Origin of the sequence: Sphingomonas sp. (genome assembly GCF_004799495.1) — a bacterium.
Lineage (GTDB): Bacteria > Pseudomonadota > Alphaproteobacteria > Sphingomonadales > Sphingomonadaceae > Sphingomonas.
Genome location: NZ_SSMY01000012.1, coordinates 122,525 through 143,011 on the forward strand (window position 1 = coordinate 122,525; position 20,487 = coordinate 143,011).

The 20,487-nt window shown below is 65.8% G+C and carries 17 protein-coding genes; 2 read left to right on the top strand and 15 right to left on the bottom strand.

Annotation, left to right across the window (positions count from 1 at the left end):
- Positions 1–4 precede the first annotated feature (4 nt).
- A complete protein-coding gene (gene phaR, locus E7773_RS14415; RefSeq protein WP_293992628.1) occupies positions 5–556 on the bottom strand; it encodes a polyhydroxyalkanoate synthesis repressor PhaR in 552 nt (183 codons plus the stop codon).
- Between the two features lie 182 nt (positions 557–738).
- Between phaR and E7773_RS14420 the strand changes: the two genes are divergently transcribed.
- Both E7773_RS14420 and E7773_RS14425 read left to right on the top strand, forming a co-directional pair.
- A complete protein-coding gene (locus E7773_RS14420) occupies positions 739–1,911 on the top strand; it encodes an acetyl-CoA C-acetyltransferase (protein WP_293992631.1) in 1,173 nt (390 codons plus the stop codon).
- 203 nt (positions 1,912–2,114) lie between these two features.
- The gene (locus E7773_RS14425) at positions 2,115–5,426 is read left to right on the top strand and encodes a TonB-dependent receptor (RefSeq protein WP_293992633.1); all 3,312 of its coding nucleotides are present in this window, start codon (positions 2,115–2,117) and stop codon (positions 5,424–5,426) included.
- A 59-nt stretch (positions 5,427–5,485) separates the two neighbouring features.
- Here E7773_RS14425 and E7773_RS14430 read toward each other — a convergent pair whose 3' ends face one another.
- The 14 genes from E7773_RS14430 to E7773_RS14495 form a co-directional block, all read right to left on the bottom strand.
- A complete protein-coding gene (locus E7773_RS14430) occupies positions 5,486–6,514 on the bottom strand; it encodes an alanine racemase (RefSeq protein WP_293992636.1) in 1,029 nt (342 codons plus the stop codon).
- Between the two features lie 40 nt (positions 6,515–6,554).
- Positions 6,555–7,799: a tetratricopeptide repeat protein gene (locus E7773_RS14435; RefSeq protein WP_293992639.1), complete on the bottom strand. Its 1,245-nt coding sequence runs from the start codon at positions 7,797–7,799 to the stop codon at positions 6,555–6,557.
- On the bottom strand, positions 7,796–9,388 hold the full coding sequence (locus E7773_RS14440; protein WP_293992641.1) for an MFS transporter: 1,593 nt from the start codon (positions 9,386–9,388) through the stop codon (positions 7,796–7,798). Before E7773_RS14440 ends, E7773_RS14435 begins: the two co-directional genes overlap by 4 nt.
- A gap of 188 nt (positions 9,389–9,576) precedes the next feature.
- Positions 9,577–9,780: a hypothetical protein gene (locus tag E7773_RS14445; RefSeq protein ID WP_293992644.1), complete on the bottom strand. Its 204-nt coding sequence runs from the start codon at positions 9,778–9,780 to the stop codon at positions 9,577–9,579.
- Between the two features lie 284 nt (positions 9,781–10,064).
- Complete coding sequence (locus E7773_RS14450; RefSeq protein ID WP_293992646.1) at positions 10,065–10,925, bottom strand: hypothetical protein; 861 nt, start codon at positions 10,923–10,925, stop codon at positions 10,065–10,067.
- Between the two features lie 27 nt (positions 10,926–10,952).
- Positions 10,953–11,975 (bottom strand): hypothetical protein, encoded by a 1,023-nt coding sequence (locus E7773_RS14455; protein ID WP_293992649.1) that lies wholly within the window; start codon positions 11,973–11,975, stop codon positions 10,953–10,955.
- A gap of 337 nt (positions 11,976–12,312) precedes the next feature.
- On the bottom strand, positions 12,313–12,765 hold the full coding sequence (locus E7773_RS14460) for a GreA/GreB family elongation factor (protein WP_293992652.1): 453 nt from the start codon (positions 12,763–12,765) through the stop codon (positions 12,313–12,315).
- Positions 12,762–13,643, bottom strand: a complete 882-nt coding sequence (gene mmsB, locus E7773_RS14465; RefSeq protein ID WP_293992654.1) for a 3-hydroxyisobutyrate dehydrogenase — start codon at positions 13,641–13,643, stop codon at positions 12,762–12,764. The genes E7773_RS14460 and mmsB overlap by 4 nt, the downstream gene beginning before the upstream one ends.
- A 235-nt stretch (positions 13,644–13,878) precedes the next feature.
- Positions 13,879–14,658, bottom strand: a complete 780-nt coding sequence (locus tag E7773_RS14470) for an enoyl-CoA hydratase (protein WP_293992655.1) — start codon at positions 14,656–14,658, stop codon at positions 13,879–13,881.
- A gap of 4 nt (positions 14,659–14,662) precedes the next feature.
- Positions 14,663–15,721 (bottom strand): enoyl-CoA hydratase/isomerase family protein, encoded by a 1,059-nt coding sequence (locus E7773_RS14475; protein WP_293992727.1) that lies wholly within the window; start codon positions 15,719–15,721, stop codon positions 14,663–14,665.
- A gap of 19 nt (positions 15,722–15,740) precedes the next feature.
- On the bottom strand, positions 15,741–17,489 hold the full coding sequence (locus tag E7773_RS14480; protein ID WP_293992657.1) for an alpha/beta fold hydrolase: 1,749 nt from the start codon (positions 17,487–17,489) through the stop codon (positions 15,741–15,743).
- Positions 17,486–18,631, bottom strand: a complete 1,146-nt coding sequence (locus E7773_RS14485; RefSeq protein WP_293992660.1) for an acyl-CoA dehydrogenase family protein — start codon at positions 18,629–18,631, stop codon at positions 17,486–17,488. The genes E7773_RS14480 and E7773_RS14485 overlap by 4 nt, the downstream gene beginning before the upstream one ends.
- Positions 18,632–18,647: 16 nt before the next feature.
- Positions 18,648–18,872 carry a hypothetical protein gene (locus tag E7773_RS14490; protein ID WP_293992661.1) on the bottom strand — a complete coding sequence of 75 codons (225 nt, stop codon included), beginning with the start codon at positions 18,870–18,872 and terminating at the stop codon, positions 18,648–18,650.
- A gap of 87 nt (positions 18,873–18,959) precedes the next feature.
- Positions 18,960–20,456, bottom strand: coding sequence for a CoA-acylating methylmalonate-semialdehyde dehydrogenase (locus E7773_RS14495; protein WP_293992662.1), 1,497 nt, complete (start codon positions 20,454–20,456; stop codon positions 18,960–18,962).
- Between the last annotated feature and the right edge of the window lie 31 nt (positions 20,457–20,487).

Below are 20,487 nucleotides of genomic sequence, written 5' to 3' on the forward strand. Positions count from 1 at the left end.
CGACTCAGTGGCCGAGCTTCTCGATCTTTTCTTGCAGCCGTGCGAGCTCGGCCTTGAGCGCGGCGACATCCTCGCCGTTGCCCGTCGCCGGCGCGGCGGGTTCGGCGCCCGCACCCGGCTTGAACGCCTTGGTCGCGGCCTCGAACATCTGCATGTTGCGCTTGGCGATCTCCGCGAAGGGCGAGTTGGCGAACGCGCCCTCGACCGCGGTCTTGAACTGTTCGTGGTTGCGGCGGAAGCTTTCCATCGACGCTTCGAGGTAGCCCGGCACCATCGCCTGCATCGAATCGCCGTACATCGCGATCAGCTGGCGGAGGAAATTGACCGGCAGCATCGTCTGCCCGCGGCTTTCCTCCTCCATGATGATCTGGGTCAAGACATTGTGCGTGATGTCCTCGTCGGTCTTGGCGTCGACCACCTTGAAGTCGCGCCCCTCGCGCGTCATCGCCGCGAGGTGATCGAGCGTGATGTAGGACGAGCTTTCGGTGTTGTAGAGCCGCCGGTTGGCGTATTTCTTGATGATCACCGGGCCGTCACCCGCACCGTGCTTTTTCATGGTCGACCGCCCCTGAAGATGTCGGGACCGGTTATAGCCGATGTTTGACGCACCGCAACATGTTGCGCCGCATGGGTGCAGCATGACGCTGCGGTAACCATGCCGGGCCGCCATTGTGCAACTGCGCTGGCGATGACGCCGCGACGGCGCTAGAAGACGCGCCGCAACCCGAGGAGCCTCCCATGTCCGATGTCGTCATCACCGCCGCCAAGCGCACCCCCGTGGGCAGCTTTCTGGGCGCGTTCGCGAGCGTGCCCGCGCACGAGCTCGGCCGCGTCGCGATCGAGGCAGCCTTGGCGCAGGCCGGCGTGCGCGGCGCCGAAGTATCGGAAGTTATCCTGGGGCAAGTGCTGACCGCCGGGCAGGGCCAGAACCCCGCACGGCAAGCGTCGATGGCGGCGGGCGTGCCCAAGGAAGTGCCCGCCTGGGGCGTCAACCAGGTGTGTGGCTCCGGCTTGCGCGCGGTCGCGCTGGCGGCGCAGGCGGTCGCGACCGGTGACGCGACGATCGTCGTCGCGGGCGGGCAGGAAAGTATGTCGCTGTCGGCGCACGCGCAGAATTTGCGCGGCGGAACCAAGATGGGCGACGTCAGCCTGGTCGACACGATGATCAAGGATGGCCTGACCGACGTATTCAACGGCTATCACATGGGGATCACCGCCGAGAATCTCGCCGAGCAATATCAGGTCACCCGAGGCGAGCAGGACGAATTCTCGGTCGCCAGCCAGAACAAGGCCGAAGCGGCGCGTGGGAGCGGCAAGTTCAAGGACGAAATCGCCGCGGTGACGGTGAGGGGCCGCAAGGGCGACACGATCGTCGAGGACGACGAATATATCCGCGCCGGGGTGACAATCGACAGCGTGTCGGGCGTTCGCCCCGCGTTCAAGAAGGACGGGACGGTCACCGCCGCCAACGCATCGGGGCTGAACGACGGCGCCGCCGCGCTAGTCGTGATGAGTCGCGAAGAAGCCGAGCGGCGCGGCGCGCCGATCCTCGCGACCATCAAGTCGTGGGCGTCGGCCGGCGTCGACCCGTCGATAATGGGGATCGGCCCGGTCCCCGCTTCGAAGCGCGCGCTCGAAAAGGCCGGCTGGAGCATCGCCGATCTCGATTTGATCGAGGCCAACGAAGCCTTCGCCGCGCAGGCGCTGTCGGTGGGCAAGGAACTCGGCTGGGACGCCGACAAGGTCAACGTCAACGGCGGCGCGATCGCGATCGGCCACCCGATCGGCGCGTCGGGCGCGCGCGTGCTGACGACGCTGATCTACGAAATGCAGAAGCGCGGCGCGAAGAAAGGCTTGGCGACGCTCTGCATCGGCGGCGGCATGGGCATCGCGATGTGCATCGAGCGGTAAGAGAATACCGCTATATTACAGCAGCTTGCTTGTAATTCGCCAGTTCAGCTGTCCTATCGTGGCATAATTGCTACAATTTGATACAAATTACGACATCTCTGACATAATGTCTGGGCTTGGGCTTGCGCCTGCAAGCCAAAACGGTTCTGGTTCACGCTGACGGTACTGGGGGAGTACCGATTTCACCTTCAGGGGGTTTCAGCATGAATATTTCACGCCTTTTGTCGGCGACGGCGCTCGTATCGTGCGGCCTGCTCGCGCCGCAATTCGCTTACGGCGCCGACAAGCCCGCCGGTCCGGCAGCGGCCGCGCCGGCGCCGCAGACCACGCCCAATTGCGATCCCGCGCAGGATCCGAACTGCCAAGCGACCGACGACAAGTCCGACGCCGAAATCGTCATCACCGGATCGCGCATCCGCCGTCCGAACCTCGAATCGACCGTGCCGATCACGTCGGTCCAGGGCGAATCGTTCTTCCAGAACGGCCAGACCAGCATCGGCGATGCGCTGAACGAACTGCCGCAGCTGCGCAGCACCTTCGCGCAGACCAACCCGGGACTCGGCATCGGTATCGCCGGCCTCAACCTGCTCGACCTTCGCGGCCTCGGCACGCAGCGCACGCTGGTGCTGGTCAACGGCCGCCGCCACGTCCCGGCGGACATCCTGAACAACGCGGTGTCGGTCGACACCAACTCCATCTCCGCCGACCTGATCGAGCGCGTCGATATCGTGACGGGCGGCAACTCCGCCGTGTACGGCTCGGACGCGATCGCCGGCGTGGTCAACTTCGTGCTGCGTCGCGACTTCAACGGGCTTCAGGTGCGCGGCCAGGCCGGCGTCACTGGCCAGGGCTATGGCGGTAACCAGTTCGTCTCGGCGATGTACGGCAAGAACTTCGCCGACGGCCGCGGCAACATCACGCTGCAGGGCGAGTATACGCGCAGCGAGCGCGTGTTCGCGTCCGACGTCGACGCCTTCCGCGTCAACCGCAACTTCGCGACGGTCGATGCCGACGGCGGCTCGGGCATCGTCAACGGCGGCGACGGCTACACCGATAACGCGCTGTTCAACGACCTGCGCAGCACGACGATCTATTATGGTGGTCTGGTGCCGATCAACCAGCGCAACGTGCCGAACGCCGGCGCGTGCGGCAATGCGACGACCGCCGCCAATGGCCCGCCCAATACCGCCGGTACGGCGTTCAACTGCACCTACCTGTTCGCCGATAACGGCCGCCTGATCGCGCAGACGGGCACGCGCTTCGGCACGGGCCTCAACAGCGGCATCAACGGCGGCAACGGTCAAACCGGCCGCGAGGCCGAGACCGTGTCGGTCCTGCCGCAGAACCAGCGCTACGGCTTCAACCTGCTCGGCCATTACGAGTTCGACAAGGCGCTGGAATTCTTCGTCGAGGCCAAGTGGAACCGCGTGAAGACGGTCGGCAACAACGCCGGCCCGTCGTTCAACCAGGGCACCGGTGGCACGACCGACTTCCGTGAGCGCCCGCGGCTCGACAACCCGTTTCTCAACCCGGCCGACCGCACCACGCTGGCGAACCTGATCCTCGCCTCGGGCTGTCGCACCGACTTGCAGGTGATTTGCCCGGCGGCTGGCAACCTGACCGCGACCGACATCGCCAACATCAACAACGGCAGCTTCCGCTTCGTCGATGCGCGCAATCTGCTCGACGTGGGCCTGCGCGACGAGCACTTCCAGCGCGATACCTATCGCGTGGTCGCCGGCTTCCGCGGGACGTTCAACGACGACTGGAGCTACGAACTGTCGGCCAATTACGGCCAGTTCCGCGAATCGACCACGACCAGCGGTTATATCGACCGCCAGCGGTTCGCGCTGGCGATGGACGCCGGCCGCAACCCGGTCACCGGGCAGATCCAGTGCCGCTCGCAATTCGATCCGGCGTCGGCGGTCCAGCTGTCGGGCTTCTCCCCGTCGCCCGATCCCGCCAGCGCCGCGACGGCCGCGTACAATGCGGCGAACGCCGCGCGCCTCGCGGCGGACATCGCCGCCTGCGTTCCGTACAATCCGTTCGGCACGCCGGACAACACCGCCTCGATCAACTATTTCTCGCGGACCTTCACGGTCCGGGCGGGCCTGAGCCAGTTCGTGGGTTCGGGCTTCGTGTCAGGCGACCTGAGCCAGTTGTTCGAACTGCCCGGCGGCCCGGTCAGCTTCGCGATCGGCGGCGAGTATCGGCGTGAAACGGCCTTCTACAAGCAGGATCCGTTCGTCGTCGGCGGCTTTACCAACGGTGTGTCGATCCCGCCGTTCGTGCCGAAGCCGTTCGAAGTGAAGGAAGCCTATGGCGAACTTCGCATTCCGGTGCTGAAGGATATGCCGTTCTTCGATGAACTGACGATCAGCGGCGCGGGCCGCGTGTCGGGGTATCAGGGCAAGGCCGGCACGGTCTGGACGTACAACGCCGGCGTCGATTACGCGCCGATCAAGGACATCCGGTTCCGCGCCAATTACAGCCGCGCGGTGCGCGCGCCGAACGTGTCGGAAACCGGCTTCCCGCTGGTGCCGAACTTTTCGAACGGCTTCGTCGATCCGTGCAACCCGGCGCAAATCGGCAGCGGCATTCGCAAGACCAATTGTCAGACCGATCTGGGCCCGCTGCTCGCCAACCTGACGGACATCACCCAGTCGCTGCCGATCGTCAGCGGGTCGAACCCCAACCTGAACGTCGAAAAGTCCGATTCATACACCTATGGCGTGGTCGTCCAGCCGCGTTTCATCCGCGGGATGAGCCTGTCGGTCGACTATTATAACATCAAGGTGAACGGGGTCATCGCGACGATCGCGCCGCAGACGATCGTCAACCAATGCTATGATTCGGCGACGCTGAACAACATCTACTGTGCGCTGTTCACGCGCTATCGCGGGACCGGCCCGGGCCCGCTCGGCGAAGTGCCGGGACGCATCCTGGGCAACTCGCTGACCAACGTGCCGCTCAACTTCGCCAAGCGCGTCCGCCGCGGCATCGACGTCAACTTCGACTATCGCCACGACTTCGGCGGGGTCGCGCTGGATACCAGCCTCGTCTATGTCCACAGCCTGACGAACAGCAACTATCAGGATCCGACCAACCCGGCGTTCGAAACGCGTATCCTCGACCAGCTCGGCGATCCGCAGGACGAGTTCCGGTGGGATGTGGCGATCGGCGTGAAGCCGTTCACCTTCGGCTACCGGATGCACTATATCGGGCCGCAGTGGCGCGCCGCCTATGCGACGACGCACACGATCAACGGCCTGCCGCCGAGCAACATCGATGCCTTCCCGACGCTGAAGTATCCGGGCGTCTTCTACAACGACATCCGTCTCGACATCGATGTCGGCAAGGGTCGTACCGGCGGCAAGCTGAAGTTCTACATGGGCATCGACAACGTGCTCAACCAGGGCGTGCCGGACGGCGCGACCACGGCGACGGGCACCGGCAGCGCGATTTTCGAATATCGTGGCCGCAGCTTCTACGCGGGGTTCAAGGCGAACTTCTGATCGGTCACGATCGGTTGCATGGGGCGGGGGGAAACCCCCGCCCTTTTTTTGCCTCGCGTTCAGCCCGTCCGATCGAAGCGGCTGCCCAATCCCGTCAGCAATTCATATTGCGACATGCCCGACGCCGCCGACGCGCGCGGCAGGTCGTAGTCGATCTCGAGCCAGTCGCCCTCGGCGACCGGCTGGCCGGTCACGCCGACCGCGATCAAATCCATCGACACGCGCCCGAGCACGGGCAGCGTCGCGCCGCCGAGCAACGCCTGGCCTCTTCCGGAAAAGCCGCGCCAGTAGCCGTCGGCATAGCCGATGTTGAGGATCGCGACATCGGTGTCGGCGGGCGCGGTCCAGGTCGCGTTGTAGCCGACCGTCTCGCCCGCCGCGACGCGGCGGCGCTGCAGCACTTGCGCTTGCGGGAACGCGACTTGCGCGATCGCGCCGGCCAGTTCGGGACGCGGCACGCCGCCGTAGAGCGCGAGGCCGGGGCGAGTCAGGTCGAATGCATAGTCGCCACCCAGCGCGATCCCGGCGGAATTGGCGAGGCTCAGCCGCTCGGCCGTAACGCCCGCCGCCATCGCGACGAAGCGGCCGCGCTGGTCGCTGTTCTTGGGCGAATCCTCGTCCGCCGACGCCAGGTGGCTCATCAGCACGTCGATCGTCAGGCCATCGAGCGCGCCGGCCGCAAGGTCGTCGCCGCCCAGCCCCATTCGGTTCATGCCGGTGTCGAGCATCACGTGGCATGGGGCTCCGCCTGCCGCTCGCCACCGCACGGCCTGCGCTGCGGTGCTGATCACCGGTGTCGCGATTCCCGACAGCGCCGCTGCCATGTCCTCGTCGCGCACGCCGTGGAGCACCGATAATGCGGGCAGGCCGAGCGGCGCCAGCTCCGCGGCTTCGGCCCAGGTCGCGACGAAGAAATCGCGAGCACCTGCCTTCGCCAGCGTCGTCGCCACCCACGCGGCGCCGAGCCCGTAGCCGTCCGCCTTGATCGCCGCGCCGCACGCTGCGCTGCCGCTCATCCGCGCGAGCGCGCGCCAATTCGCGGTCAGCGCGTCGGCGTCGCGGCGCAGGCGTAACGGGGCGGCGGTCATGCCGCCCCCTACCCTTGGCGCCGCCGCGACGCCAGCCGCGTCAGCGCCAGTAATTGAGCGCCGGCAGCAAGGCGGGGGGCAGCTCGCGCATCCATCGCGCCGCGGCGATCCGCAAGCCCGGGTCGGCACGCACCGCGTCGTACAGCTTGCCCGGGTCGTTGGTCGTGCGCCACGCCGGCTGGAGCAGCAGGAAGCTGCCCGGCGCGATCAGCGACGTATCGATATCGGACTTGAGGTACGTCGCCAGCGCCGCCGAATCGCGCGTGCAGAAATAGACGCGGAAGCGCAGCTGGTCGTTGTTCTCGGTCTTGAAGAACGGGTCGGCCGGCTCGGGCGCGTTGAGCACCGTCGCGAAGGCGGGGCGCGCTTCGTCCGCGCGGCCCAGGCCCTTGAGCGCGCAGCCGCGAATCCATTCGAACTGGCGGTCGCTGCCGTCGAGCTTTTCGGCGCCGCGCTTACCGCGTTCCTTGCCGCCGTCGAACTGCGCGCGCGCCTCGGTGATCACCGCCAGCGCCTCGGCATAGCGGCCGACATTGGCGAGCCCGGCCGCGCGATTGACGTCGATATTGACCCCGAACACGTTTTCACGCCCGATCCGCTCGCGCGCCTCGGCCAACAGCCTGATCGCTTCGTCGTAGCGCCCCAGCCCGATCAGCAAATTGCCCTCGCGGATCGTCAGGATCACCCATTCCATCTGGTCCCAGTTCGCCTTGAGGGTGCGCTTCGCGCGCTCGTCCTCCACCAGCTTGAGCGCGCGGTCGGAATAGCCGGCGCGGTACAGCACGTTGGCGAACTGGAGCAGCGCGCGGGTCGGCGGGCGGACCGTCGAGTCGGCCGAATTCGTCGGCGCGTTGGGCGACGCCATCGCATAGGCGCGCTCGGCCTTGTCGATCGTGCGCTGGCGCAACAGCCCGAGATCAGGCCCGGTCCAGGCGAGCAGCGGCTCCCACAGGAACGCGAGCCGCCGGTCGGCGAGCAGCCGCAGCGCGGTGTCGGGGTCGCCGATCGGCAGGTAGCGCCAGCGCATCTCACCCGGCACGACCCCGCGCACCGCGGCGTCGTCGCCCTTGACGAGCAATTGCACCGGCATCCTGCCCTTGGGACTTTCGACCTCGCCGCGCGCGATGACGAACGACGCCAGCGGATCCTCCGCCGGCGGCGTCGACACGGGCGGCGCGACCATCGCGGGCGGCGCGAGCGGCGGCGGCGCGTTCTGCGCGGCCAGCGGCGTGGCGGCCAGCGCCGCGCCGATCATCGTTACGCCGGTTACAATTGCGCGCGTCATGCCGGAACCGCCTCCCCTTTCCACTTCAGTCCCCACAGCGCCACCAGCAGCGCGACCAGGACCACCCCCCAGGTGTACCATAGCCCGGCGTACGGATTGCCAGTCTTGGCGACGATCAACTGACTGATCAAGGGGAGGAATCCGCCGAAATAGCCGGTGCCGATATGGTAGGGGATCGACATCGACGAATAGCGGATGCGCGGTGGGAACATCTCCGCCAGCAACGCCGCGACGGGGCCGTAGGTCGCCCCCGCGAGCGCCGACATCAGCAGCATCGCGAACAGGATGCCGACGATGCCCCACGCGGTCGGGCGCACCTTGTCGAGGCTGTAGCCCGCGGCGGTCAGCGCGGCGTCGAGCCCCTTGGGACTGGTGTCCGCCACCGCCTCCCCGCCGACGATCACCACCACCGCCGGGGTCGTCCCCTTGGTGTAGGCCACGCCCTTCTTGGAGAAATAGTCGAGCAATTGCCCGCATTCGTCGGCCTGTTTCGATGCGAACACGTCGTAGCTGCAATGCGGCCCACTGACGATCACCGGCGCGCGCTTGTTGGCGTGCACCAAAGCCGGGTTCGCCGCCCCGCCGATCACCCAGAAGATCGGGAACAGCATGACGAGCGTCAGCGCATAGCCGATCACGATCGGCGCCTTGCGCCCCACCCGGTCGGACAGCCGCCCGAACAGCACGAACCAGAACAGCCCGCACAGCCCGCCGAACCCGACGATCAGCTGCGCCGCAGTCTCCTCGACTCGCATCGTCGTGGTGAGGAAGGTCAGCGTGGAGAACAAGGCGGTGTACCATATCACCGTCAGCCCCGCCGCGATCCCGAACAACGCGACGAACAGCCGCTTGGCGTTGCCGGGATAGCGCAGGCTCTCGACGAACGGGTTCTTCACCGTCTCGCCCGCTTCCTTCATCGCGCGGAACACCGGGCTTTCGCTGAGCTTGAGGCGCATCCACAGCGACACCGCGAGCAGCCCGAGCGAGAAGATGAACGGGAAGCGCCACGCCCACGCCGCCCAGCCCGCGTCCCCCGCGACGAGCTTGGTCAGCAGCACGATCGCGAGGCTCAGGATGAACCCGCCCGCCACGCTCGCCTGGATGAAGCTGGTGTAGAAACCGCGCTTCCCCGGCGGCGAATGCTCCGCGACATAGATCGCCGCCCCGCCATATTCGCCGCCCAGCGCGAGCCCCTGGAGCACGCGCAGCAGCACGACGATCCCCGGCGCCCACAGCCCGATCTGCGCCGCGGGCGGAATGAACCCGATCCCCGCGGTCGCGACGCCCATCAAAGTGATCGTGACGAGGAAGGTGTATTTACGCCCGAGCCGGTCGCCGAGGAACCCGAACAACACCGCGCCCAGCGGCCGGAACCCGAACCCGACCGCGAACCCCGCCCACACCAGCAGGTTGCGCACCAGCTCGTTGTCCGACGGCACGAACGTCTTGCCGATGATCGCGGCGAGCGTGCCGTAGATGAAGAAATCGTACCACTCGAACAGGGTGCCGAGCGACGAGGCGGCGATGACGAGGCGAATGTCGGCGGGCGACGGATCGGGACGGAGTTCCTCCGGTGCCAGCGTTGCCATGATGCCCTCCCCTGTGTGCTTTGAGGTGTCCTATCCTGTCGGGGTGGGGAGGGGAATATGGGGCGGATCAGCTCCGCCTGGCTGGATCACGAAGGCATATCAACACATGAGGCAAACACAAGCCGGGCGCCGATCGTGTCGCGATCAGCGCCCGGCGCTGGGCTGCCCGGCGGGGTTGGGACCGTCGACTAGAAGCCGAAGAAACCCTTGTTCAGCTGCTTGTCGGTGTGATTCCAGCCCTTGTCGTAATCCTCGCTTTCCTTGATGTCCGCCTTCCACTCGTCGTCGGTCGCCGTGCAGAAGTTGACCAAGCTGTCGATCAGCCCATGAGGATTGTCATATTCGCCATTGGAGCGATCGGTCTGCCCCTTGTCATGATAGTTACGGTCCACGGTTCTTCTCCATCAAAATCCCGGAAAGACCACCCTTCCGAGACATCAATATGTTCGTGTCCGAATTGAGTATATGCAAGAATTTATACTTGCGTCCATTTGCAGCACAAATTTCAGCGCTGATAAACCACTTGCGCGCTACTTTGTTGCACAATTAGGCAAATTTGCGCAAAACATCTCGATTGAAATTGGTGCTGGCTTGCAGAAGATAATCTGGGCGTTGCAACCCGCAGCGCAAACCAAGGAAAATGAGATGATCAAAGTTCGCTGTCCGGGTTCGGGCGTCAAATAACGGCAAGGCCGAGGTTAAAACTCTCTTCCGTCAGTATGACTGCTGCCCTGAGCCGTTCGCATGTCTCCTCCGAATAGCTGGAGACCAACTTTCGCCGATGCTTCATGTCGTTAGGCAAAGCAAGTTGCCATGCAGCATGCTGAGCGCTTCCCGAATGGATTAGGCGCGGCATGTCGAGCGGTTCCGTCGCTCTGAAAATGCAGCATTCCGTAGCGAACGTCGTCATGTTGGGGCGGGGCGATACATCGAGATATAATCCGTGATGGATTTCGCGGCGCGCGCTTACCAGCATCGGTCTGGCAATGATCGTGGATGGCGGATAATCGCTTGCGTAGCCGATGGAGATGTAACCAATCTCGCCGTGAAAGCTGCACCGTCCCGTCGAGCTAGCGTCCGTCACAAAATTCTCGACCATCTCGACGACCCGTTCGTTTCCCTTTCTCGCGAATGAAAGTCGCTCGATTACAAAGACATCGGATGTATCCGTTCTATAATCACGACCGGGATAAATGAGAAAATAATGACCGAGGAGTATGTGCTCATCGTCATGCACCCGTCGTGCAGGCACTTCTTTATCGATAGTGAGAAGCTCGCTGGGGAGCTTGCTGGCTACCCCCAGTTTCGCGGCGAGTTCGGCAGGCGGAAGATCGAGGTCCGAGCGGTCGATTTCACATAAGTCACACAGCGTATTCAATTTGGCTTCGGGGAGCACTGCCTTCCCGCTGCGGATCCTGGAAAGACTGCTGGGGGCAGCATAGCCAAGGTAATGCAGCCATATCTTGTCGCTCTTTACGTTGAGCCGCACGGCGAGAATCTTCAGCAGCCGATCAGCCTTGTCCCCGCTAAATGCCATTTGAACCCCCGCCCATTCAATATCGCGCTACCTATCGACCAATAGACTTTGCACATCGATAGATGAGGGCGCGTCAAATGCTTTTATTAGCGGATCATTTGACGTGCAAACCCCTCTCCCATTACTCGCCCGTCCTTCACCCATCCCCCTTCCCCACAGGAATATCCTCCAACCGCCATCCCCCGACCACGCCCGCCCCGGATCGGTCCCTGGCTTGCCGTTCGCCTGCGACCATCCCGTCACCTGGGCGAGGTCGGGCAGGTCGCCCGGCTCCCAGCGGTGGTAGGTCGGCTCGCCGCGCGCCTGGCGCTCGGCCTCCGCGATGCGGTACTTCAGTTCCTCGCGCTCCTGCCGCGCTTCGTAGAGCAAAGCGAGCATCGCCGAGCGCGCCTCGCTCGTTTCGCCGGGGCGCAGCCGCCCGGTGAGCGGCTTCGACCCCAGCACGACCTCCTTCTGGTGCAGGTGCATCAGGTGCAGCGCCTGCGCCGGGGTCATCGGCGGCATTTCCGGCGGTTCGTTGTGCCGCCAATCGTCGTCGGCGTGCGATTCGACCAGCCAACTCGCGGCCAGCGCCATCTTGAGCCGTTCGTACCCCATCTCCAGCGCGAGCAGCCATTCGCGCGCGAAGCCGGGGTCGCGGTGGCGGAGGCGATAGAAGGCGCCCGGATCGAACCTCGCCGCGGCAGCCGACAGCCTGACGTTCGCCGTCGCGCTGAGCGCGGCAAGGAAGCGCTGCCGCCCGGCGTGATCGATCAGTCCCACTTGGGAGCGGCGCAATTGCAACCGGCCGCTTTTGGAGCGGCGGATATACGGTTCGTGCGGCGGCGGCACCGGCGCGCCGTCGCGCCCCTTCATCAGATCGGCATGCGCGATCGCCAGCGCGGCATCCCATTGCAGCGCGAACGCGGGATGCTTGTTGCGGCGTACGATGAATCGCCCGCGCCCGAACCCGAGCGCGCGCGCCGCCGTACTGGCGTTGCCGGTGCGGCGCAGATGGCGCAGGAACGCGGCGTTTTCGAGCTGCTGGGTACGCGAAAGGGGGTTCGGCATCGGTCCTCCGGTGTGAAGCGGGGACCGATCCAATTCTGCCTGATTTTCCTACATTTCAACAAAAAGCCGCGCTTCGACGTTCGACAAATCCTCCCCGTTCACGGGGAGTGTTTGGGCTTTGGCAGGCCCCCGGCCTGCCAAGATCGTGCCTGGGAGGCACGATCTCGCCAAACACAGCGCGGGAGCGCTGACGGAGGGGGTGGGCGGCAGGCGACACCGGGGAGGCGAACCCCCTCCGGCGCTTCGCGAGTGCGAGCGAGATCATGTCCCCCGGACATGATCTTGGCTTGCCGGGGGCAAGCCAAAGCCCGCACTCTCCCCGTGAACGGGGAGGATTCTAGAGGATCGCCACCACTTCAACCGCCCCGTCGCGCCCGGGCATCTCTACCGTCTCCCTCTCCCCCGCGCCGATCAACGCTCGGGCGAGCGGCGCGGAAAACGCGATCAACCCCGCCGCCGGATCGGCCTCGTCGTCACCGACGATACGGATGTCGCGCTCTACGCCATCCATCCCGATCCGCACCCGCGATCCGAACGCGATTTCGTCGGCGGGCGGCGGCGGGGCGACGATCGCGGTGACTCGGCGCGTGTGCCAATAGCGTAGGCTGCGGGCGATTTCCTCGCGGCGCGGTTCGTCGGCGTCGACCGCTTCCGCCTCGAGCGCGGCGATGCGTGCGTCGATCAGCGCGGGGCCGGCTTCGGTGACGAGGTTCGGCCCCGCCGGGATCGGCAGTTCGAAGCGGGGTTCCTCATGTTCCTCGTCCGACTCGCGGCGGAACGCGACGCTCATTTCTTCCCCAGCGCCTTGATGATCGCCGAAAAATCGAGGCCCCCGTTGCCAGCATCGGCGAACGCCGCGTACAGTTCCGCCGCCTTGGCCCCCATCGGCGTGTCGGCATCGACCGACGCCGCCGCCTCCATCGCCAGCCGCAGGTCCTTGAGCATCAGTGCGGTGGCGAACCCGCCCTGGTAATCCCGGTCGGCGGGGGTCTCCGGCCCCACCCCCGGCCACGGCGCGTAGCTGGTCAGCGACCACGACTGCCCCGAGCTCACGCTGGCGATGTCGAAGAATTTCTGCGGGTCGAGGCCGAGCTTGTCGGCGAGCAGGAACGCCTCGCACGTCGCGATCATCTCCGCGCCCAACACCATATTGTTGCAGATCTTCGCGGCCTGCCCCGCGCCCGATCCGCCCGCGTGGATCACCGCCTTGCCCATGTCGGCGAGGAACGGCTGCGCGCGGTCGAAGCCTTCCGCCGACCCGCCGACCATGAAGGTCAGCGTCCCAGCATTGGCCGCCGCGATCCCGCCCGAGACGGGAGCGTCGACCATCGTAAGGCCTTTCGCCAGCGCCGCCTCGCCGACGCGCTTCGCGGTGGCGACGTCGATCGTCGAGCAGTCCATCAGGATCGCCGACGCGGGCGCCGCACCGAACACGCTGTCGGTGTAGACGCTTTCGACATGCTTGCCAGCGGGGAGCATCGTCACGACGGCTTCGGCGCCGTCGCACGCCTCCGTCGCGCTCGCGGACGCCAGGCACCCCGCCGCCTTGGCCTTGTCGAGCGCTTCCGCCGACAGGTCGAACGCGCGGACGTCATGCCCCTTGGCGGCCAGGTTCGCGGCCATCCCGCCGCCCATATTACCCAGCCCGATGAATGCGACGCGTGCCATTTCACTCTCCATTCTTCTCCAGAGGGAGAAGGATACTGTAGCTTGGCAGCTTGCTGCCTAGCGGAAGTTGGATGAGGGGAGTGGCAGGTCGGCCTTGCCCCCGGCAAGGCCTAAAGACTGCGGGGCAGTCTTTACCTGCCACTCTCTCGATAGGGTGATCCCCTCACCCGGCTACGACCAGGCAGCAAGCTGCCAAGTCTTCGCAACCCTCTCGCGACGGGAGAGGGAAGCAGGGTCACTTCCCCTTCCACGTCCCCGGACGCTTCTCGACGAACGCGGTCATGCCTTCCTTCTGGTCCTCGGTACCAAAGAGCCCGTGGAAAAGCCTTCTCTCGAACTGCACCCCCTGCCCGAGCATCGTCTCGAACGCGGCGTTGACCATTTCCTTGTTCGCGAGCACCGCGAGCGGCGCCATCCCGGCGATCTGCGCGGCGACCTTCACCGCTTCCTCGATGAGGTCGGCGGCGGGGATGATCCGGCTTACCAGCCCTGCGCGCTCCGCCTCTTCCGCGTCCATGAAGCGCCCGGTCAGGCACATCTCCATCGCCTTGGCCTTGCCGACCGCGCGGGTCAGGCGCTGCGATCCGCCCATCCCCGGCGCCACGCCGAGCTTGATCTCGGGCTGGCCGAACTTCGCGGTGTCGGCGGCGAGGATGAAGTCGCACATCATCGCCAGTTCGCACCCGCCGCCGAGCGCGAACCCGGCGACTGCGGCGATCACGGGTTTGCGCGTGCGCGTGAACATCTCCCACCCGGCGAAGTAATTGTCGCCGTACATCTGGCCGAAGCCCTGGGGCTGCATCTCCTTGATGTCCGCCCCCGCCGCGAACGCCTTCTCGCTGCCGGTCAGCACCGCACAGCCTTGGCTCGGGTCGGCGTCGAACGCTTGGCACGCGGCAACCAGCTCGCCGAGGACTTGGTTGTTGAGCGCGTTGAGCGCCTGCGGACGGTTGAGCGTGATCAGCGTGACGCCGCCCTCACGCTGTTCGACCAACAGGGTTTCGTAACTAGCCATCACATCATTCCTTCGGGGGCAGCGGCGACCACGCCTGGTCGGCGGGGAGCGGCTGAAAATAGCTATCGATCATCGTATCGGTAACGTCCGCCGGCAAAGCAGGGGTCCAGCGCGGATTGCCGGTCTTGTCGATCAGCAGCGCGCGGACGCCCTCGGCGAAATCGGGCGACTGGTACATGCGGATCATGATCGCATATTCCATCCGCATCTCGTCGACGAAATGGAGGTGGCGCGGGCTTTCGACCAGCATCTTGAGCGACACCTTGCAAGAGGTCGGCGAGCGCTGCGCGAGCGTCGCGAGTTGTGCGGTCGCCCACCCGCCGCCATCGGCTTCGAGGTCGCACAGGATCGTCTCGTAGTCGTCCGAGGCGAACAGGCGGTCGATCTCGGGCAGCTGCGCGACGATCTTCGCGGGCGGCGGCGTCACGGCGGCCCCCGCGAGAATCGACTCTGTCTTCTCCGGCGTCGCGCAGATCTGCGCCTTGGCCTCGTCCAGCGCCTCCGACGGCACGTAGAAATTGGCCAGCCCCATCGCGACGCAGTCCGCGCCGTCGAGCCGCGCGCCGGTGAGTGCGAGATATTGCGCGCTCCGCCCACGCAGCCGCGACAGGTACCGCCCGCCACCGACATCGGGGAACAGCCCGATCGTCGTCTCGGGCATCGCGAACAAGGTCCGCTCGGTCGCGACGCGATAACGGCATGGGCACGAAATCCCGACGCCCCCACCCATCGTCACGCCGTCCATGAACGCCACGCCCGGCTTCGGATACGTGTACATGAGGTGGTTCAAACGATATTCGTGGAAGAAGAAATCGCGGCCTACGCTCGCGCCATTCGGCACGTCGTTGGCGATCGCGACGACATCGCCGCCCGCGCAGAACCCCCGTCCCTCGGCATGGTCGATCAGCACGATCCGCACGTCGGGATCGCTTCGCCAGTCGAGCAGCGCACGCGTCATCGCCTGCACCATGTCGAGGTTGAGCGAGTGCAGCGCCTTGGGCCGGTTGAGGCTCAGCCGCCCGGCGCATTTGTCCACATAGGTCCGCACGTCGTCGGTCGTCATCAGGTTCACGCAAAGCCCCCTAGTGCGTGATGGAAACGTAGCTGCCCGGCGCCGGCTCGATCGCATCGGCGGGCGTGCGTGCGGGAACGCGCTTGGCGGTGCCGTGGTCGGCCAGCCACTTATCCCAAGCGGGCCACCACGAGCCTTCGTTGCGGGTCGCACCGGCGAGCCAATCCTGCGCACCTTCGGGCTTAGCGTCGCTCGTCCAGTAGCCGTGCTTGTTGGCAGTCGGCGGGTTGATCACGCCGGCATTGTGCCCCGACCCGCCGAGCACGAACGTCACCGGCCCGCCGAACAGTTTCCCGCCATCATACACCGCGCTCCACGCCGAGACGTGATCGTCCTTGAGCGCGATCAGGAAGATCGGCGTCTTCACCGCAGCCAGGTCGATCTCGACCCCGCCGACCGCGAACCCGGTCTTCTCCTTGAGCGCGTTCGAGGCAAGCAACCCGCGATTGTAGCTCTTCAGGAACGCGTGCGGAATGCGCGCGCCGTCCTCGAACCAATAGAGCAAGTCGCTCGGCGGCGCGGCCTTGTCGAGCAGATAGTGGTTGATCACCGACGACCAGATCAGGTCGTTTGAGCGCACCGCGGCGAAGAGCTGCTGCAACTCAGTGGAGTCGATGAAGCCCTGGCGCTCGAGATGCCCTTCGAGCGCATCGAGATGCGCTTCGTGGACGAACGCCGCCCAGTCGCGCATGTCGGCGAAATCGACCATCGAGCCGATCAGCGTCGCGGTGTTGACCTCGTCGGCGCGACCCTTCGCCGCGAGCCATGCCAGCGCGACAGAGACGAGCGTGCCACCGAGGCAGAAGCTGAACAGGTCGACCTTATCCGCTCCGCTGCGTTGGCGCGCCTGCCCGATCGCCTCGACGATGCCGTCGAGGACGTACTGCTCGACTCCCATGTCCCGGTGGCGCTCGTCGGGGTTGATCCACGAAATGACGAAGACCGTCCGCCCCTGATCGACCAGCCATTTGACCAGGCTCGACCGCGGCTGGAGGTCGATCATGTAGAATTTGTTCACCAGCGGCGGGACGTAGAGCAACGGCTCGGCCGCCACGTCCTTCGTCGCCGGATCGTACTGGATCAGCTGGAACAGGTCGTTCTGGAACACAACGCTACCCGGCGTCGCGGCGATCGTCTTGCCCTTCTCGAACGCTTGCGAGTCACTACGGCGACGGACGATGCCCTTCCCCTCCGCGACGTCTTCGATCAGGTGCGCGAAGCCTTGCGCCAGGTTCGCGCCGCCGGTCTCGACCGTGCGCTTGACCACGTCGGGGTTGGTCATCGCGAAGTTGGTCGGGGCGATCGCGTTGAGATATTGATCGGTCAGGAAATCGATCATCGCCGCGTTGGCCGTATCGTTTTTTTCCGCCACGCTCGCGACCGAGCGGATCTGCTTCGACGCGAGCAGGTAGGCGTCGCGGAGCGTGCGGTAATACGGATTGTCCTGCCATTCGGGCGAAGCGAAGCGGCGGTCGCGCGGCTTTTCGGCCTCGGGCTTGGGCAGGAATGCCGAAGACCAGAAATCGCCCCATTCGCGCGCTGCCTGAAGCTGCACCTCGAGCAATTGCTGCGGGTTGCGCCCCAAACCGGTCGCGAAATCCGACATCGTCTGGAACAAGGCGAGCGGATCGTACGGCCGCGTCGTCACCGCCGGGATCGGCGCGCGCGCGGCCTCGGTCAACGCGTGCGAAATGTTGGCAAGCGCGTCCTGCCACAGCGCCGCCGCGCCCTGCATCGTGTCGGTCGTGCTGTTAGTCACTGGCGCGTCAGGTCCCGGCCGACGATCATCCGCATCACCTGGTTGGTGCCCTCAAGGATCGAATGGACGCGCAAGTCGCGCCAGAAACGCTCGATCGGATAGTCGCGCAGATAGCCGTAGCCGCCGTGCAGCTGGAGCGCGCGGTCGACGATGCTCGACCCGTTGTCGGTCGCGAGCCGCTTCGCCATCGCCGAGAAACGCGACTTGTCGGGGGCGTTAGCCGACACTTTCGCCGCGGCGAGATAGAGCAAGGCGCGCGCTGCTTCGAGGTCGGTCGCCATGTCGGCGAGCATGAACTGCGTATTCTGGAAATCGGCCACCGGCGAGCCGAATTGCTGGCGCTCCTTGGTATAATTGACCGCCTCATCGAGACAGCGCTGCGCCCCGCCGAGCGAGCACGCGCCGATGTTGAGCCGACCGCCGTCGAGCCCCGCCATCGCGAAGCGAAACCCGTCGCCTTCCGCGCCGACGCGGTTTTCGACCGGGACGCGGCAATCCTCGAAGATCACCTGCGCGGTCGGCGATGCGTTCCAGCCGAGCTTCTTCTCCGGCGCACCGAACGACAGGCCCGGCGTGCCCTTTTCGATCACCAGGCAGGAAATGCCCTTCGACTTCTCCTCCGACGTGCGCACCATGCAGACGTAGATGTCGTTATAGCCCGCGCCCGAGATGAACTGCTTGGTGCCGTTGAGTACATAATGGTCGCCGTCGAGCTTCGCCGAGGTCTTGAGCGCCGCCGCGTCCGATCCCGACCCCGGCTCGGTCAGACAATAGCTGGCAATCTTCTCCATGCTGACCAGGGCGGGGAGGAACTTGTCCTTGACCTCCTGCCCGCCGAAGCGGTCGATCATCCACGTCGCCATGTTGTGGATCGAGATGTACGCGGATGTGGCGGGGCAGCCGTACGCCATCGCCTCCATGATCAGCGCGGCTTCCAAGCGCCCGAGCCCGATCCCACCCGATTCCTCCGACACGTAGATCGCACCGAACCCGAGCTCGCCCACCGCCTTCCACACATCGACGGGGTAATGCGACTTCTCGTCCCATTCCGCCGCGAACGGCGTGATGCGATCGGCAGTGAACCGCCGCGCGAGCTCCTGGATCTCGCGCTGGTCGTCGGTCAGGTCGAACTGGTTGGTCATAGCGGTCTCGATGCGATCACTTCTTTGTGGGCGTCTTGGCCGGATGCTTGGCGGATGCCGGTTCTTCGGCGGGCGCATCGCCATCATCGGCTGGCACGTCGGTGATGTTGGCGTCGTCGGGCATCGCATTGGCGTCGACGCTCGTGATGTTGGCGGCGCCCTCGTTGGCCGCGACGGGAGCCTCGTTCTTGTGGCAGCCAGCCGCCGCCAGCGCCACGGCAAGGATGAGGAGTCGCTTCACTGTCATTCTCCCGATCTGATCATTCGGTCGTTTAGCTGGGCGCCGGGCTCAAGGCCATAACGCGCGAGTAACGATCCCGATGCTTGGTCACCCCATCGTCGGGATGACGAACGCGTTGCCGCCGTCGGGCGATCCGTCGGGCCAGCGCTGGGTGATCGTCTTGACCTTGGTCCAGAACTTGACGCCTTCCATGCCGTGCTGGTTGGTATCGCCGAACGCCGAACGCTTCCAGCCGCCGAAGGTGTGATACGCGACCGGCACCGGGATCGGCACGTTGATCCCGACCATCCCGACGTTGACGCGCGCGGCGAATTCGCGCGCGGCGTGGCCGTTCCTCGTGAAGATCGCGACGCCGTTGCCGTATTGGTGGTCGCTCGGCAGGCGGACGGCTTCCTCGAAGTCCTTGGCGCGCACGATCTGCAGGACCGGGCCGAAAATCTCTTCCTTGTACGACTGCATGTCGGTGGTGACGCGGTCGAACAGCGACGGGCCGATGAAGAAGCCTTCCTCGTGGCCCTGGAGTTTGAAGCCGCGCCCATCGACCACGAGCTCAGCACCCTCGTCGACCCCCGTCTGGATCCAGTTTTCGACGCGCTGCTTGTGCGCGGCGTTGACCACCGGGCCGTAATGCGCCTCGGCATCGGTCGAGACGCCGACGCGCAAAGCGTCGATCGCGGGGATCAGTTTTTCGCGCAGGGCATCGGCGGTCTTGTCGCCGACCGGCACGACGACGGGGAGCGCCATGCAGCGCTCGCCGGCCGACCCGAACGCCGCGCCCGACAGGTCCGCGACGACCTGGTCGAGGTCGGCGTCGGGCATGACGATGCCGTGGTTCTTCGCCCCGCCCATCGCCTGGACGCGCTTGCCGTTGTCGACGCCGCGTTTGTAGACGTAATGCGCGATGTCGGACGATCCGACGAAGCTGACCGCGGCGATCGCGGGATGGTCGAGGATCGCGTCGACCATTTCCTTGTCGCCATGGACGACCTGCAGGATGCCCGCGGGTGCGCCCGCTTCAAGCATCAGTTCGGCAAGCCGCACGGGGACGCTCGGGTCGCGCTCGCTGGGCTTGAGGATGAACGCGTTGCCGACCGCGATCGCCACGCCGAACATCCACATCGGGATCATCGCGGGGAAGTTGAACGGCGTGATCCCCGCGCCGATGCCGAGCGGCTGGCGCATCGAATAGACGTCGATCCCGGGGCCGGCGCCCTGCGTATACTCGCCCTTGAGCACGTGCGGGATGCCGCACGCGAATTCGATCACGTCGAGCCCGCGCTGCACGTCGCCGCGCGCGTCCGCCACGACCTTGCCGTGCTCGGACGCGAGCAGGTGCGCGAGCTCTTCCATATTGGCCTCGACCAGCCGCTTGAACTCGAACATCACGCGCGCGCGGCGCTGCGGGTTGGTCGCGGCCCAGGCGGGCTGCGCGGCCTGTGCGGCGGCGACGGCGCGGTCGAGGTCGGCCTGCGTGCCGAGCGCCACCGATGCCTGGACCTGGCCGGTGTTGGGATCGAACACGTCACCCGAGCGCCCGCCCGCCCCGCCCTGATGGCCGACGATGTGATGATCGATGATACGCATAGGGTCTCCTCGCGGGCAGCGGCGGCCCGGG

Bases quoted from the DNA above. Each gene is read 5' to 3' on its own strand.
- phaR (WP_293992628.1), bottom strand. From the start codon at position 556: ATGAAAAAGCACGGTGCGGGTGACGGCCCGGTGATCATCAAGAAATAC.
- E7773_RS14495 (WP_293992662.1), bottom strand. From the start codon at position 20,456: ATGCGTATCATCGATCATCACATCGTCGGCCATCAGGGCGGGGCGGGC.
- E7773_RS14475 (WP_293992727.1), bottom strand. From the start codon at position 15,721: ATGACGACCGACGACGTGCGGACCTATGTGGACAAATGCGCCGGGCGG.
- E7773_RS14485 (WP_293992660.1), bottom strand. From the start codon at position 18,631: ATGACCAACCAGTTCGACCTGACCGACGACCAGCGCGAGATCCAGGAG.
- E7773_RS14455 (WP_293992649.1), bottom strand. From the start codon at position 11,975: ATGCCGAACCCCCTTTCGCGTACCCAGCAGCTCGAAAACGCCGCGTTC.
- E7773_RS14425 (WP_293992633.1), top strand. From the start codon at position 2,115: ATGAATATTTCACGCCTTTTGTCGGCGACGGCGCTCGTATCGTGCGGC.
- mmsB (WP_293992654.1), bottom strand. From the start codon at position 13,643: ATGGCACGCGTCGCATTCATCGGGCTGGGTAATATGGGCGGCGGGATG.
- E7773_RS14435 (WP_293992639.1), bottom strand. From the start codon at position 7,799: ATGACGCGCGCAATTGTAACCGGCGTAACGATGATCGGCGCGGCGCTG.
- E7773_RS14440 (WP_293992641.1), bottom strand. From the start codon at position 9,388: ATGGCAACGCTGGCACCGGAGGAACTCCGTCCCGATCCGTCGCCCGCC.
- E7773_RS14470 (WP_293992655.1), bottom strand. From the start codon at position 14,658: ATGGCTAGTTACGAAACCCTGTTGGTCGAACAGCGTGAGGGCGGCGTC.
- E7773_RS14430 (WP_293992636.1), bottom strand. From the start codon at position 6,514: ATGACCGCCGCCCCGTTACGCCTGCGCCGCGACGCCGACGCGCTGACC.
- E7773_RS14420 (WP_293992631.1), top strand. From the start codon at position 739: ATGTCCGATGTCGTCATCACCGCCGCCAAGCGCACCCCCGTGGGCAGC.
- E7773_RS14460 (WP_293992652.1), bottom strand. From the start codon at position 12,765: ATGAGCGTCGCGTTCCGCCGCGAGTCGGACGAGGAACATGAGGAACCC.
- E7773_RS14450 (WP_293992646.1), bottom strand. From the start codon at position 10,925: ATGGCATTTAGCGGGGACAAGGCTGATCGGCTGCTGAAGATTCTCGCC.